This is a genomic window from Aquincola tertiaricarbonis, assembly GCF_023573145.1.
Classification (GTDB): Bacteria; Pseudomonadota; Gammaproteobacteria; order Burkholderiales; family Burkholderiaceae_C; genus Aquincola; species Aquincola tertiaricarbonis_B.
This window is the reverse complement of sequence record NZ_CP097636.1, coordinates 3703138-3716838: the sequence shown is the minus strand read 5'-3', so window position 1 is coordinate 3716838 and position 13701 is coordinate 3703138. Positions and strand designations below refer to the sequence as shown.

Annotated in this window: 13 protein-coding genes; 5 read left to right on the top strand and 8 right to left on the bottom strand. The window is 70.4% G+C overall.

Features of this window, described 5'->3' with window-relative positions:
* Window positions 1-7: 7 nt before the first annotated feature.
* The gene (locus tag MW290_RS31590) at window positions 8-781 is read left to right on the top strand and encodes a 16S rRNA (uracil(1498)-N(3))-methyltransferase (protein ID WP_250198287.1); all 774 of its coding nucleotides are present in this window, start codon (window positions 8-10) and stop codon (window positions 779-781) included.
* Window positions 782-882: 101 nt separating this feature from the next.
* Window positions 883-1386: a YidB family protein gene (locus MW290_RS31585; protein ID WP_250198286.1), complete on the top strand. Its 504-nt coding sequence runs from the start codon at window positions 883-885 to the stop codon at window positions 1384-1386.
* Here the strand turns inward: MW290_RS31585 and MW290_RS31580 are convergent.
* Window positions 1268-2425, bottom strand: a complete 1158-nt coding sequence (locus MW290_RS31580) for a helix-turn-helix domain-containing protein (RefSeq protein ID WP_250200148.1) — start codon at window positions 2423-2425, stop codon at window positions 1268-1270. The genes MW290_RS31585 and MW290_RS31580 overlap by 119 nt on opposite strands.
* 166 nt (window positions 2426-2591) lie before the next feature.
* On the opposite strand from MW290_RS31580, the gene eat reads away from it, so the two are divergent.
* From eat to eutC, 3 genes are read left to right on the top strand one after another with little or no spacing between them, the layout of a single operon-like run.
* Window positions 2592-3989, top strand: a complete 1398-nt coding sequence (gene eat / locus MW290_RS31575; protein WP_250198285.1) for an ethanolamine permease — start codon at window positions 2592-2594, stop codon at window positions 3987-3989.
* A 19-nt stretch (window positions 3990-4008) separates the two neighbouring features.
* Complete coding sequence (locus MW290_RS31570) at window positions 4009-5406, top strand: ethanolamine ammonia-lyase subunit EutB (RefSeq protein WP_250198284.1); 1398 nt, start codon at window positions 4009-4011, stop codon at window positions 5404-5406.
* Entirely contained in the window at window positions 5399-6196 is a 798-nt protein-coding gene (gene eutC, locus MW290_RS31565; RefSeq protein WP_250198283.1) for an ethanolamine ammonia-lyase subunit EutC, read from the top strand. The genes MW290_RS31570 and eutC overlap by 8 nt, the downstream gene beginning before the upstream one ends.
* Here the strand turns inward: eutC and MW290_RS31560 are convergent, their stop codons facing one another.
* The 7 genes from MW290_RS31560 to argS all read right to left on the bottom strand — a co-directional run bounded on the left by MW290_RS31560 (window position 6197) and on the right by argS (window position 13687).
* Window positions 6197-7432, bottom strand: a complete 1236-nt coding sequence (locus MW290_RS31560) for a THUMP domain-containing class I SAM-dependent RNA methyltransferase (protein WP_250198282.1) — start codon at window positions 7430-7432, stop codon at window positions 6197-6199. It lies immediately after the preceding gene.
* The gene (locus tag MW290_RS31555) at window positions 7433-8971 is read right to left on the bottom strand and encodes an RNA polymerase factor sigma-54 (RefSeq protein ID WP_250198281.1); all 1539 of its coding nucleotides are present in this window, start codon (window positions 8969-8971) and stop codon (window positions 7433-7435) included.
* Between the two features lie 21 nt (window positions 8972-8992).
* Entirely contained in the window at window positions 8993-9775 is a 783-nt protein-coding gene (gene lptB / locus MW290_RS31550; protein ID WP_250198280.1) for an LPS export ABC transporter ATP-binding protein, read from the bottom strand.
* Window positions 9776-9780: 5 nt separating this feature from the next.
* Window positions 9781-10374, bottom strand: coding sequence for a lipopolysaccharide transport periplasmic protein LptA (gene lptA / locus MW290_RS31545; RefSeq protein ID WP_250198279.1), 594 nt, complete (start codon window positions 10372-10374; stop codon window positions 9781-9783).
* 178 nt (window positions 10375-10552) lie between these two features.
* Window positions 10553-11206 carry a thiol:disulfide interchange protein DsbA/DsbL gene (locus MW290_RS31540; protein ID WP_250198278.1) on the bottom strand — a complete coding sequence of 218 codons (654 nt, stop codon included), beginning with the start codon at window positions 11204-11206 and terminating at the stop codon, window positions 10553-10555.
* 91 nt (window positions 11207-11297) lie between these two features.
* The gene (locus tag MW290_RS31535) at window positions 11298-11972 is read right to left on the bottom strand and encodes an SPOR domain-containing protein (RefSeq protein ID WP_250198277.1); all 675 of its coding nucleotides are present in this window, start codon (window positions 11970-11972) and stop codon (window positions 11298-11300) included.
* The gene (argS, locus tag MW290_RS31530) at window positions 11969-13687 is read right to left on the bottom strand and encodes an arginine--tRNA ligase (RefSeq protein WP_250198276.1); all 1719 of its coding nucleotides are present in this window, start codon (window positions 13685-13687) and stop codon (window positions 11969-11971) included. The genes MW290_RS31535 and argS overlap by 4 nt, the downstream gene beginning before the upstream one ends.
* Between the last annotated feature and the right edge of the window lie 14 nt (window positions 13688-13701).

Here is a 13701-nt window from a genome sequence, read left to right as displayed (position 1 = left end):
CGGGCCTATGCCGCGAATCCACGTCGATGTACCCCTGGCCGCCGGCCAGCCGCTTGATCTGCCGCCCGGTGCGGCCCGCCACGTGCAGGTGCTGCGCCTGCAGCCGGGTGCGCTCATCACCCTGTTCAACGGCCAGGGCGGCGAGTGGACGGCCGCCGTCACGCAGATCGGCCGCAGCAGCGTGCAGGTGGAGGTGCAGAGCCACGAGGCGGTGGAGCGCGAGATCGGCCCGCAGGTAAGCATCGCACTGGCCATGCCGGCCAACGACCGCATGGACACGCTGGTGGAAAAGGCGGTGGAGCTGGGCGTGGCCGCCATCCAGCCGCTGATGAGCGAGCGATCGGTGCTGCGCCTGTCGGGCGAGCGGGCGCAGCGCAAGCAGGCGCATTGGCAGGGCATTGCGGTGGCGGCCTGCGAGCAATCGGGCCGCAACCGCGTGCCGCGGGTGGCGCCGGTGATGACGTTCTCGGCCTGGCTGGCCGAGCAGGCCGCCCAGCCCGACACGGCAGACACGACCCGCTGGCTGCTGGGCTTTGGCGAAGCGGCGCTGCCCTTGCCGCAGCGCCTGCAGCCGCGGGCGCCGGCGCGGCTGAAGCTGCTCAGCGGCCCTGAAGGCGGGCTCTCCCCGGCCGAGGTGGAAGCGGCGCAACGCGCGGGCTTCCTGCCCACCTCGCTGGGGCCGGCGGTGCTGCGCGCCGACACCGCGCCGCTGGCGGCGCTGGCCGCGGTGGCGCTGGCGGGCGGAATGGCCGCGGGTGTGGCGCCCGCCCCCGCAGGCTGAAGCCGCTTCGTGCGCTAATGCGCAGGCCGCGTCCGCCCGCCGGTCGGCCGCGGCCAGGCTTCCCACAATCCGGCGCTTTCCATCCACCTCAGGAGATCGACATGGGACTGCTGGACATGGCCATCGGCATGATGAACAACCAGGCACAAGGTGAACGCGGCGGCGCGCTGGGCGATGCCCTGGGCGGCCTGCTGGGCGGTGCGCTCGGCGGCGGCCAAGGCGGTGGCGGCCAGGCCGACCTGCTGCGCATCGTGGCGCTGGTGCTGTCGCAGCTCGGCCAGCAGGGCGGCGCCGGCGGCGGTCAGATGGGCGGCCTGGGTGCGCTGGTGGAGCAGTTCACCCGCAGCGGCCTGGGCGACGTGGTGTCGTCCTGGGTGGGCACCGGCGCCAACCAGCCGGTGTCGCCGGCGCAGCTGGGCCAGGTGTTCGGTGACGACCTGCTGGGCCGGCTGACGCAGCAGACCGGCCTGTCGCAAGGCGACCTGCTCAGCCAGCTGTCGCAGGTGCTGCCGCAGGCCGTGGACCACATGACGCCGCAAGGCCAGCTGCCGGCGGACGGGGGGCTGGGCGAGATCGGCTCGATCCTGGAACGCTTCGCCCGTTGAACCCGGTGGCCGACGCGGCACCGTCGGCCCGGCGCAGCGTCTGGGAAGGCAGCTCGCCGAACATCTGCTTGTAGTCGTGCGAGAAGTGGCCCATGTGGAAGAAGCCCCACTGGGCTGCCACGTCCTGCACCGTGGCCGCACCGCCTTCGCGCAGCTTGCGCCGGCAGGCATTCATGCGCACCGCCTTCAGGAAGTCAGCCGGTGAATCGCCCACCACGCTGTGGAAGTGGTTCTGCAGCGTGCGGCGAGTGACGTGCAGCTCGGCGCACAGGTCGTCCACCGACATCGTGTGGTTCAGCGGCTGGCTCACCAGCGCGCGGGCCGACAGCACCGTGGCCAGCCGGCGCCGGTTGGCGGCCGGATCGGCCTGGGCGGCGGCTGCGGGCGGCGCGGCGTGCCCGGCGCTGCACAGCAGCGTGAGCAGCCGGTCCAGCAGCGCCTGCCAGGCCTGCAGCGCCCCATCATGGGCACCGCCACCCGCGGCGCCCAGCGCCAGCATCTCCTCGATGGTGTGACACACCGCGGCATGCACCGCGGGCGGTACCGGCAATGCCTGCAGCGTGGCACCCGGCGCGCCGGCATCGCGCAGCTGCAACGCGTCCAGCCGCTCGGCCAGCCAGGCGGCGTCCACCACCACGCCGTAGATGCCGAAGTCCTCGGGCGTGCGCAGCGTGAAAGAGGCATTGCCCGCCGCGCGTAGCACCGGCCGCAGCGCATCGCCGGGCTGCAGGCGGCCGCAAAAGTGCACCGGCGTGGTGTGCCGCCCGTCGGGGATGCCGAACCACACCGAACCCTGCCAGGGCAGGCACAGCTGGCTGGTCTGCTGGTGCGTGTGTTCATGGAACACCTGCAGCCGCGGCCCGTCGGCCCACAGCTCACGCACGCGGCCGGCAAAGCGGCCGGGCGACAGCTGGTCGTACTCCTGTGACCAGCGAGAGAGCTGGCCGGCGTGCACGTCCACGTCGTCGCTGGCCAGCGCCTGGTAGCGCAGGCCGGCCGGGCCGGGTGGGGCACGGTGGGCGGGGCGCGCTTCGGGCATGGGCACGGCGACGTTCTCCTGGACAGTGCGGCGGGTGGACCCACCGGCAATTGCAAGAGCGGTGCCACGCCGCCACGGCTACGACGGATTTCCGTTTTTGGATAGGCCGGGCGCGGGTGCCTTGCTTCAATCCGCCGCATTGTTGGGATTCCACAAGGACTTGCACATGGCTGCTTCCCCCACCGGCACCGGCGCCCAGCCGGGCCTCAAGAAGGTGCTCGGGCCCTTCCAGCTCTGGGGCATCTGCGTCGGGCTGGTGATCTCCGGCGAGTACTTCGGCTGGAGCTACGGCTGGAACACCGCCGGCACCCTCGGCTTCCTGGTCGCCACGCTGCTCGTGGCCACCATGTACACCACCTTCATCTTCAGCTTCACCGAGCTGTCCACCGCCATTCCGCATGCGGGCGGGCCGTTCGCCTATGCGCGGCGCGCCTTCGGGCCCACGGGCGGCTTCATCGCCGGCTTCGCCACGCTGGTGGAGTTCGTGTTCGCGCCGCCGGCCATCGCGCTGGCCATCGGCGCCTACCTCAACGTGCAGTTCCCCAGCGTCGATCCCAAGGCCATCGCGGTGGGCGCCTACGTGGTGTTCATCGCGCTCAACTGGGTGGGCGTGGGCATCGCGGCCATGTTCGAGCTCGTGGTCACGCTGCTGGCCATCTTCGAGCTGCTGGTGTTCATGGGTGTGGTCAGCCCCGGCTGGTCGCTGGCCAACTACGTGGCCAACGGCTGGGCCGGCAGCGACGTGTTCAACGGCGCCGCGCTGGCAGGCATCTTCGCGTCCATCCCGTTCGCCATCTGGTTCTTCCTGGCCATCGAAGGCGCGGCCATGGCGGCCGAGGAGGCCCGCGACCCGCAGCGCACCATTCCCAAGGCCTACATCGCCGGCATCCTCACCCTGGTGGTGCTGGCCTTCGGCGTGATGGTGATGGCCGGTGGCGTGGGCGACTGGCGCAAGATCGCCAACATCAACGACCCGCTGCCGCAGGCCATGAAGGTGGTGGTGGGTGAGTCCAGCGGCTGGCTGCACATGATGGTGTGGATCGGCCTCTTCGGCCTGGTCGCGTCCTTCCACGGCATCATCATGGGCTACTCGCGGCAGATCTTCGCGCTGGCCCGTGCCGGCTACCTGCCGCGCTCCTTCGCGGCGCTGTCGCCGCGCTTCCAGACGCCACACCGCGCGCTGCTGGCTGGTGGCGTGGTGGGCGTGGCCGCGATCTTCAGCGACCAGTGGATCCAGTTCGGCGGCCAGTCGCTCACCGCCAACATCGTGACGATGTCGGTGTTCGGCGCCATCGTCATGTACGTCACCTCGATGGCCTCGCTCTTCAAGCTGCGCGCCAGCGAGCCGGGGCTGGCCCGGCCCTACCGTGCGCCGTTCTACCCGCTGTTCCCGGCCATCGCGCTGGTGCTGGGCCTGGTGTGCCTGGGTGCGATGGTGTGGTTCAACCAGCTGCTGACCGCGGTGTTCCTGGGGTTGATGGCCATCGCCTACGCTTACTTCCGCCTCACCTCCCGCTCGCGGGAGGAGGCCCCGCAGGACGAACTGCTGCAGGGCGCCCACTGACCGCAAGGGACACCGCGCGATGAGCTACCGCACCACGCTGGCCGGCCAGGTCCACGGCTTCGACGACCTCAAGCAGGTGATGGCCTGCGCCAGCCCGGCGCGTTCGGGCGACCACCTGGCCGGCGTGGCCGCCGAGACCGCGCAGCAGCGCATGGCCGCGCGCCATGTGCTGGCCGACCTGCCGCTGAAGGTGTTCCTGCAGGAGGCCCTGGTGCCTTACGAGGACGACAACATCACGCGGCTGATCATCGACACCCACGATGCGGCCGCCTTCGCGCCGGTGGCCCACCTCACGGTGGGTGGCTTTCGCGACTGGCTGCTGGGCGAGCAGGCCAGTACCGCGGCGCTGACCGCGCTGGCACCCGGGCTGACGCCCGAGATGGTGGCCGCGGTGAGCAAGCTGATGCGCAACCAGGACCTCATCGCGGTGGCGCGCAAGTGCCGCGTGGTCACGCGCTTCCGCAACACCATCGGCCTGCCCGGCCACCTGGCGGTGCGCCTGCAGCCCAACCACCCCACCGACGACCTGCGCGGCGTGGCCGCCTCCACGCTGGACGGGCTGATGTACGGCGCGGGCGATGCGGTGATCGGCATCAACCCCGCTTCCGACAGCCTGCCGGTGCTGGGCGAGATGCTGCGCATGCTGGACGAGGTGATCCAGCGCTTCGAGATTCCCACCCAGAGCTGCGTGCTCACCCACGTGACCAACACGCTGCGGCTGGCCGAGGACGGCGTGCCGGTGGACCTGGTGTTCCAGTCCATCGGCGGCACCGAAAAAACCAACCTGTCGTTCGGCGTCACGCCGGAGCTGCTGGCCGAGGCCCAGGCCGCCGCGCTGGCGCAGAACCGCGGCACCGTGGGCCGCAACGTCATGTACTTCGAGACTGGGCAGGGCAGTGCGCTGTCGGCCAATGCCCACTTCGGCGTCGACCAGCAGACCTGCGAGGCCCGCGCCTATGCGCTGGCCCGCCGCTACGATCCGCTGCTGATCAACACCGTGGTGGGCTTCATCGGGCCCGAGTACCTGTACGACGGCAAGCAGATCATCCGCGCCGGCCTGGAAGACCACTTCTGCGGCAAGCTGCTGGGCCTGCCCATCGGCTGCGACGTCTGCTACACCAACCATGCCGAGGCCGACCAGGACGACATGGACACGCTGCTGCTGCTGCTGGGCGCGGCCGGGCTCAACTTCCTGATCGGCGTGCCGGGCGCCGACGACGTGATGCTGAACTACCAGAGCACTTCGTTCCACGACGCGCTGTTCCTGCGCGAAACGCTGGGCCTGAAGCGCGCGCCCGAATTCGAGGCCTGGCTGCAGCGCATGCAGATCACCGATGGCGGCGGCCGCGTGCTGCCCCCGTCAGGCCAGCACCGGCTGGTGGCCGGCATGGACGCACTGGCACTGAGCCATGGCTGAGATCGTGCCCGACCCCTGGCAGGCCTGGCGCCGCCACACCGCCGCCCGCATCGCGCTCGGCCGCGTGGGCGTGGCCACACCCACCGACGAGGCGCTGCGCTTCGGCCTGGCGCATGCGATGGCGCGCGACGCCATCCACGCGCCGCTGGACGTGCTGGCGCTGCAGGAGGAACTGCAGGCGGCCGGCTGGCCGGTGCTGCAAGCCCGCAGCCGCGCGAGCGACCGCACCGAATACCTGCGCCGCCCCGACCTGGGCCGGCAACTGCACCCAGACGACGCGCCGCGCCTGCGCGCCCATGCGCAGCAGCAGCGCGAGGCCGGCCGCCCGGCCCCCGACCTGTGCATCGTGGTGGGCGACGGGCTGTCGTCGCTGGCGGTGCAGCGCCACACGCGGGCGCTGTTGTCGGCGCTGCCGCAGCACCTGCCGGCCGGGTTCACGCTGGCGCCCGTCGTCGTGGTGACGCAGGCGCGGGTGGCGGTGGCCGACGAGATCGGCGAGCTGCTGGGCGCGGCGATGTCGGCCATCTTCATCGGCGAGCGGCCGGGCCTGAGCTCGCCCGACAGCCTGGGCATCTATCTCACGCACGGGCCGCGGCGCGGCCGAAACGATGCCGAGCGCAACTGCATCAGCAACGTGCGGCCCGAAGGCCTGCGCCCCGAGGCCGCCGCCTTCAAACTGGCCTGGCTGATGAAGCGCGCGCTGCAGCTGGGCTGCACCGGCGTGAACCTGAAGGACGAAAGCGACCTGGAGGTGCTGGAGGCGGCGCCTCCTTCCCCTGCCTTGAAGTGATCAGTCGGAGGGCTCTTCGCCGCTGCGTGGTGCAGCGGAGCGCGCCGACCCCGCCACCAGATCAAACCGGAACAGCCGGCATTCGATCGGGCCGTTCCACATCGGCACGCGGCGGCTTTCCTTCAGCCGCATCATCGACGGCAGCTTCATGTCGGGGCTCAGCACCCAGGCCGTCCAGCCCGGGAACTGGCGCTTCCAGTGCGCGGCCAGCTTGGCATAGAACTCGGCCGGGCTGCCGCCGCCTTCGAAGGCCTGGCCGCCGCCCTGGCCGGTGCCCTTGGCATCGATGCGCTCGCCATAAGGCGGGTTCATCATCAGCACGCCGCCCTCGGCCGGCGCCGGCCGTTGCAGCGCATCGGCGGTCTTGAAGTCCACCGCATGCAGCACGCCCGCGCGCTCGGCATTGCGGGTGGCGAAGTCGGTCATGCGGAAGGACACGTCGCCCGCGAAGATGGGCACCTGCGGCGCATGCACCGCGGCCTCGGCCTCGCTGAGCATCTGCCGCCAGGCGTTCAGGTGCGGGCGGAAGGGCAGCAGCTTCTCGAACGCGAAGCGGCGCTGCAGCCCCGGCGCGATGCCGCAGGCGATCTGCGCTGCCTCGATGGCGATGGTGCCGGCACCGCAGCAGGGGTCGAAGAGCGGGCCGTCTTCGGCCCGGCCCTGCCAGCCGGCGGCCGCCAGCATCGCGGCGGCCAGGGTTTCCTTCAGCGGCGCTTCGCCCTTGGCCTCACGCCAGCCGCGCTTGAACAAGGCTTCGCCCGACAGGTCCACGTACAGCGTGGCATGGGTGGCGGTGAGGTGCAGCGCCAGCGGCAGGTCGGGCCAGCGGGTGTCCACGCTGGGGCGTTCGCCGGTGGCTTCGCGCAGGTCGTCGCACACCGCGTCCTTGATGCGCAGGTTGGCGAAGTTCAGGCTGCGCAGCGGCGAACGCTGGGCGGTGCTGTCCACCCGCAGCGTCTGCCGCGGCGTGATCCACTCGCCCCAGCGCATGGTGCGCGCCAGCTCGTACAGCTCATGCTCGTCGTGGTAGGGGCCGTGGGCCACCGGCCACAGCACGCGCTGCGCGAGGCGGCAGCCCAGGTTCAGGCGCATCGCGGCGCGCTCGTCGCCCCACACGGTGGCGCCGCCACGGCTGGTGTTGATGCGGGCCTTGTCGCCGAGCAGGCGCCGGCACTCTTCGGCCAGCAGGTCCTCGACGCCTGCGGCGCAAGGCAGGAACAGGGCAATCTGGGGCATCTACATGGCCTTGCGCAGGTTGGCCGGCGCGATCTTCAGGGCTTCACGGTACTTGGCGACGGTGCGGCGCGCCACCTGGATGCCTTGTTCTTCCAGCATCTGGCTGAGCTGGCTGTCCGACAGCGGCTTGGCCGCGTCCTCGGCCGCCACCAGCTGTTTGATGAGCGCGCGCACCGCGGTGCTGGAGGCATTGCCGCCGGCATCGGTGTTGAGCGACGAGCCGAAGAAGTACTTCAGCTCGAAGGTGCCGAACATCGTGGCCATGTACTTGGCGGTGGTCACGCGCGAGATGGTGGACTCGTGCAGGCCCAGCTCGTCGGCGATCTCGCGCAGCACCAGCGGCTTCATCGCGATCTCGCCATGGGTGAAGAAGTTCTTCTGCCGCTCGACGATGGCGCTGGACACCCGCAGGATGGTGTCGAAGCGCTGCTGGATGTTCTTCATGAACCAGCGCGCCTCCTGCAGCCGCGCGCCCAGCGCGCCGTTGCCGTTCTGGCCGCGGTTGCCGCGGATGGCCTGCGCATACAGGTCGTTGATGCGCAGCTTGGGCATCACGTCGGGGTTGAGCACCACCTTCCAGCCGCGGCCGTTGCGCTGCACGATCACGTCCGGAATGATGATGTTGGCCTCGGCCCGTGCGAAGGGCCGGCCGGGCTTGGGCTCGCAGCGGCGGATCAGCTCCTGCGCGGCCTTCAGCAGCTCCTCGTCGGCGCCGGTGGCGGCGATCAGCTTCTTCAGGTCGCGGCGCGCCAGCAGCTCCAGGTGCTGCTTGCACACGATGATGGCCACCGCCTGTGCTTCGCTGCGCGGCAGCGCCTTGAGCTGCAACACCAGGCATTCGGGCAGGTCGCGCGCGCCCACGCCCAGCGGCTCCAGGCTTTGCAGCCACTTGAGCGCGCACTGCAGCCGCTCCAGCAGCTCTTCCTGCTGCTCCAGGTCGGCATCGCCGGCCAGCTGGGCCGCGATCTCGGCCAGCGGGTCGGCCAGGTAGCCGTCTTCGTTCAGCGATTCGATCAGCACATGCAGCGCGGCGGCGTCGGCCGGCTCCAGGCGCATGCCGGCCATCTGCGCGCGCAGGTGCTCCTGCAGCGAGATGCCGCCGCCACCGCGCTCCTGCGGCTCGAAGTCGTCGCTGTCGTTGTTGCTGCTGCTGCTGGCCGAGGGCGTTTCGCGGATGCCGTCGAAGTCGTCGCGCTCGGTGCCGTTTTCCCAGTCGTCGCGCTCGGTGGTGCCGAAGTCGGCGCTGTCCACGCCGGGCGCCTCGGCGCCGTCACCGTCGGCGGCGGCGCCGGTTTCGGTGCTGCTGCTGCCGGCGTAGTCGCCGTCGTCGGCATTGCTGCTGGCGGCCGGCCGCTCGAGCGACTGCTCGAAGGCCGGCACATGCTCTTCCTCGGTCTCCAGGAAGGGGTTCTGCTCGAGCATCTGCTCGACTTCCTGGTGCAGTTCCAGGGTGGACAGCTGCAGCAGCCGGATGGACTGCTGCAGCTGTGGCGTCAGGGCCAGGTGCTGCGAGAGGCGGATTTGCAGCGAGGGTTTCATGACATCAACCGGTTTGAACCATCACATGCGGAAGTGCTCGCCAAGGTAGACCTTGCGCACGTCCGTGTTGTCGACGATCTCGTTGGGCGTGCCTTCGGCCAGCACACGCCCTTCACTGATGATGTAGGCGCGGTCGCAGATGCCCAGCGTCTCGCGCACGTTGTGGTCGGTGATCAGCACGCCGATGCCGCGCGCCTTGAGAAATCCGATGATCCGCTGGATCTCGATCACCGCGATCGGGTCCACGCCGGCGAACGGTTCGTCCAGCAGGATGAAGCGCGGCTGCGTGGCCAGCGCGCGGGCGATCTCCACCCGCCGCCGTTCACCGCCGGACAGCGAAGGCGCCGGGCTGGCGCGCAGCTTCTCGATGCTCAGCTCGGCCAGCAGGCCTTCGAGCAGGCGGTCGATCTCCTGGCCCGGCAGTGCACGGCCATCGGGGCTACGCTGCAGCTCCAGCACGGCGCGGATGTTTTCCTCGACCGTCAGCTTGCGGAAGATGGACGCTTCCTGCGGCAGGTAGGACAAGCCCATGCGCGAACGCTGGTGGATGGGCTTGTGCTGCACCTCGGCGCCGTCGATGCGGATCTCGCCGGCATCCGCCCGCACCAGGCCCACCACCATGTAGAAGGTGGTGGTCTTGCCGGCGCCGTTGGGGCCCAGCAGGCCCACCACCTCGCCCGCGCCCACGGCCAGGTGCACGTCCTTGACCACGGTGCGGGTGCCGTAGCGCTTGGCCAGCCGGCTGGCTTCCAGGCGGCTGCCGCTGCGAGGGGCCAGCGGGGCCGCCGGGGAGGGGGTCGTCACACCCGTCACCGCGAAGCTCCTGAGGCGGGGGCCGGCGCAGCCTCGGCCGCGGCGGAGCCCTCGCGCGGTGTCAGGATCACGCGCACGCGGCCGTTGCCGGGGCCGCTGGCCGCGCCCTCGGCGGGGGCGGGTGCCGTGCTGCCGGCCACGCTGAACACTTCGGTGGTGCTGTCGTAGGTGATGCGCTCGCCGCTGATCTGGTCGGCCGCCACGCTGCCGCGCAGCCGCTGCACCTGGGCCTTGCCGACGAAGCGCACCACGTCGCCGCGGCCTTCGTACTCGATGCGGTCGGCCGTGCCCTGGATGTATTCGTCCAGGCCTTCGCGTTTCTGGCGGAAGCTGGCCTGCTGGCCGCCGCTGCCCACCGCCACCGCGGAGCGGAAGCCGTCGGCGCCTTCACGGATCTCGGCGCGCTCGGCCCGGATGGTGATGGAGCCCTGGGTGATGACGACGTTGCCGTTGAACACCACCACCTGCTTCAGCATGTCCACCGTGCCGGGTTTGTCGGCGTCGATGGTGATGGGCTGGTTGCGGTCGGTCCGCGCGGCCTGTGCCTGCGGTGCGACAGCGGCCAGCAGGCCGCAGGCGACTGCAACCACCGCTGCGCTGTGCAGCCTGTTGACGAGAGGCAGGCATGAATTGTGGGTGGTCATAGAGGCATGAAACTTGCATGGTCATTCTAGCCACAGTTTCATGCCTCGCCCGTGACCGCTGCCGCAATAGATGCGGCCATCACGGCAGCCCGGTGCGAAAAGCGCCCCGTTGCGGGGCGCTTGTTCAGGCTTTTTTCGCCATCTGGATCAGCGCGTCGGTCACGGCCAGCGCACGCTCGGGCGAGCCCGCCAGCGAAGGCGCGGTGAACCAGCGGCCGGCCACGCCGATCGAGGGCACGCCGTCGATCTTGTAGGCCTCGGACAGCGACTTGCCCTGGCGCACCTTGGTGGCCACGCCGAACGACTTGTAGGCCTCGGTGAACTTGGCGCCGTCCACGCCGTTCTGCGTCATGAACTCGACGATGTCGGCTTCCTTGTCCAGGCGCTTGCGCTGCACGTGGATGGCGGCAAACACCTTGCGGTGCATGGCTTCCACCTGGCCCAGGGCTTCCAGCGCGTAGAAGATCTTGGCGTGGGTCTCGTGCATCGCCGAGAAGCTCACCGGCACGCGGCGGAAGGCCACGCTGTCGGCCGGCAGCTTCTTGGCCCAGGCGTCCAGCGAAGGCTCGAAGGCGTTGCAGTGCGGGCAGCCGTACCAGAAGAACTCGACCACATCCACCTTGTTGCCGCCTGCCGTGGGCGCGGGCGACGACAGCTTGACGTAGTCCTTGCCCTCCACCAGCGAGCCGCCCTGGGCGTGGGCGCTGTGCCCGGCAAGGCCCAGGCTCAGCGCCAGGCCGGTGCCCGCGGCGCGGGCGGTGAAGTCACGACGGTTCATTCGGTTCCTCTTGGATCGGTGGGGCGCCGGAGGCGGCGCCTGTAGCGGGTGGACAGGTCCACGGTGCCGAAAGTTTCGCCCGGCGGGCGAATCAGCGTTCGACCCGCACCAGCGCCGCCTCGGTGCCCGTGCCTTGCAGGCGTTGTTGCGCAGCCTCGGCGTCGTCCTTCTGCTCGAAGGGGCCCAGGCGCACGCGGTACACGGTACGGCCGGATTGCTCCCGCTCGGTGACACGGGCCGCCAGGCCCTGCATCGCCAGCTTGGCGCGCTGCTGTTCCGCATCTTCCGGCCGGGCAAAAGCACCCGCCTGCACGAAGTAGGTGAACGCATCGCTGCCGGTTTTGGTGGACCGCGCGGCCGAAGCGGCGCCGCCGCCCTGGCCCGACAGGATGGCGGCCGGGTCGCGGGTGGAGCCGGTTTGCGGGGCCGGAGCGGGTGCCGGCGCGGGGGCAGGCGCCGGGGTGGTGGTGGCGGGCGGCGTCTGCGGCACCGGGGCGGGCACCGCCGGCTGGGCCGGGTAGGCGGGCGCCGGCTGCACCGTGCCCGAGGCGCTGCGCGGCGGCTTGCCGGCCAGCGGCGCGTTCGGGTCCCAGTTCTTGTTCTTCTCGGCTTCGGCCGCGTCCTGGTCGGCCGAACGCTGCGGCACCTTGTTGACGAAGGGCACCGGCACCTTGGTGACGTACAGCGCCACGCCCAGGGCCAGCGCCAGGCCGACCAGCAGACCGACGATGAGGCCCATCACGAAGCCTCCGCGTTGCGACTTCATGCAGGTTCCTTCTGGGCTTCTTCGGCCCGGTTCATGGATTCCGGTGCGCTCACGCCCAGCAGCGACAGCGCATTGCGCAGCACCTGGCGGGTGGCCGCCAGCAGCGCCAGGCGGGCGCGGGCCAGTTCGGCGTCGTCCACCAGGAAGCGCTCGGCCGCGTAGTAGCTGTGGAAGGCGGCGGCCACGTCACGCAGGTAGAAGGCCACGTCGTGCGGCGCCAGGCTGGCGGCCGCGCGGCTGAGCATGGCCGGGTAGTCGGCCAGCTTGAGCATCAGCGCCAGTTCGGTGGGCGCCACCAGGCGCGACAGGTCGGCCTGCGCCAGTTCGGCCACGTTGGCCTTGGCCAGCACCGAGCAGATGCGCGCATGCGCGTACTGCACGTAGAACACCGGGTTCTCGTCGTTCTGCTTGAGCGCCAGATCGATGTCGAAGGTGAATTCGGTGTCGGCCTTGCGGCTGATCAGGAAGAAGCGCACCGCGTCGCGGCTGGTCCAGTCGATCAGGTCGCGCAGCGTCACGTAGCTGCCGGCGCGCTTGCTGATCTTGACCTCGGCGCCGTCGCGCACCACCCGCACCATGGTGTTGAGCACGTAGTCGGGATAGCCCTGCGGAATGCCGACGTTCGCCGCCTGCAGCCCGGCGCGCACACGGGCGATGGTGCCGTGGTGGTCGGTGCCCTGGCAGTTGATCACCTTGTCGAAGCCGCGCTCCCACTTGGCGATGTGGTACGCGACGTCGGGCAGGAAGTAGGTATAGCTGCCGTCGGACTTGCGCATCACGCGGTCCTTGTCGTCACCGTAGTCGGTGCTCTTCAGCCACAGCGCGCCGTCCAGCTCGTAGGTCTTGCCGGCGGCCACCAGGCGGTCCACCGTCTGGTTGACGCGGCCCGAGGTGTACAGGCTGCTTTCCAGGTAGTAGCTGTCGAACTGGACGCCGAAGGCCTGCAGGTCCAGGTCCTGTTCGTGGCGCAGGTAGGCCACCGCGAACTGGCGGATGCCGTCCAGGTCTTCCGGGTCGCCGGAGGCGGTGAACTCGCGGTCGTCGGCCTTGACCGTCTTGCGGGCCAGGAAGTCGGCCGCGATGTCGGCGATGTAGTCGCCGTTGTAGGCCGATTCGGGCCAGCCTTCCTCACCGGGCTTCAGGCCGCGGATGCGCGCCTGGGTGGAGGCGGCCAGCGTGGCGATCTGCACGCCCGCGTCGTTGTAATAGAACTCGCGGGTGACGTCGAAGCCCTGCGTCTGGAACAGGTGGCTCAGGCTGTCGCCCAGCGCGCCCTGGCGGGCATGGCCCACGTGCAGCGGACCGGTGGGGTTGGCCGACACGAACTCCACCATCAGCTTGCGGCCGTTGGCCGGCTGGCGGCCGAAGCGTTCGGCGCCTTCCAGCACCTCGCGCACCACGGCCTGCTTGGCGGCTTCCTTCAGGCGCAGGTTGATGAAGCCCGGGCCGGCGATCTCGAGCGCCGACACCCACTGCTGCACGGCAGGCTGGCGCTGCAGCGCCTCCACCAGCGCCTGCGCCAGCTCGCGCGGGTTCTTCTTCAGGCCACGGGCCAGCTGCATCGCCACGGTGACGGCAAAGTCTCCGTGGGCGGCCTGCTTGGGGGATTCGAACTCGAGGGTGTCGAGCGGGGGAACGTTGGGGCCGGGTTCGGGGGCCAGTTCCGCGACTGCTGCGCGCAAGGCGGCGAGCAAGTCCTGCTTGGCTTGGATCATGGGGCGATTCTAAG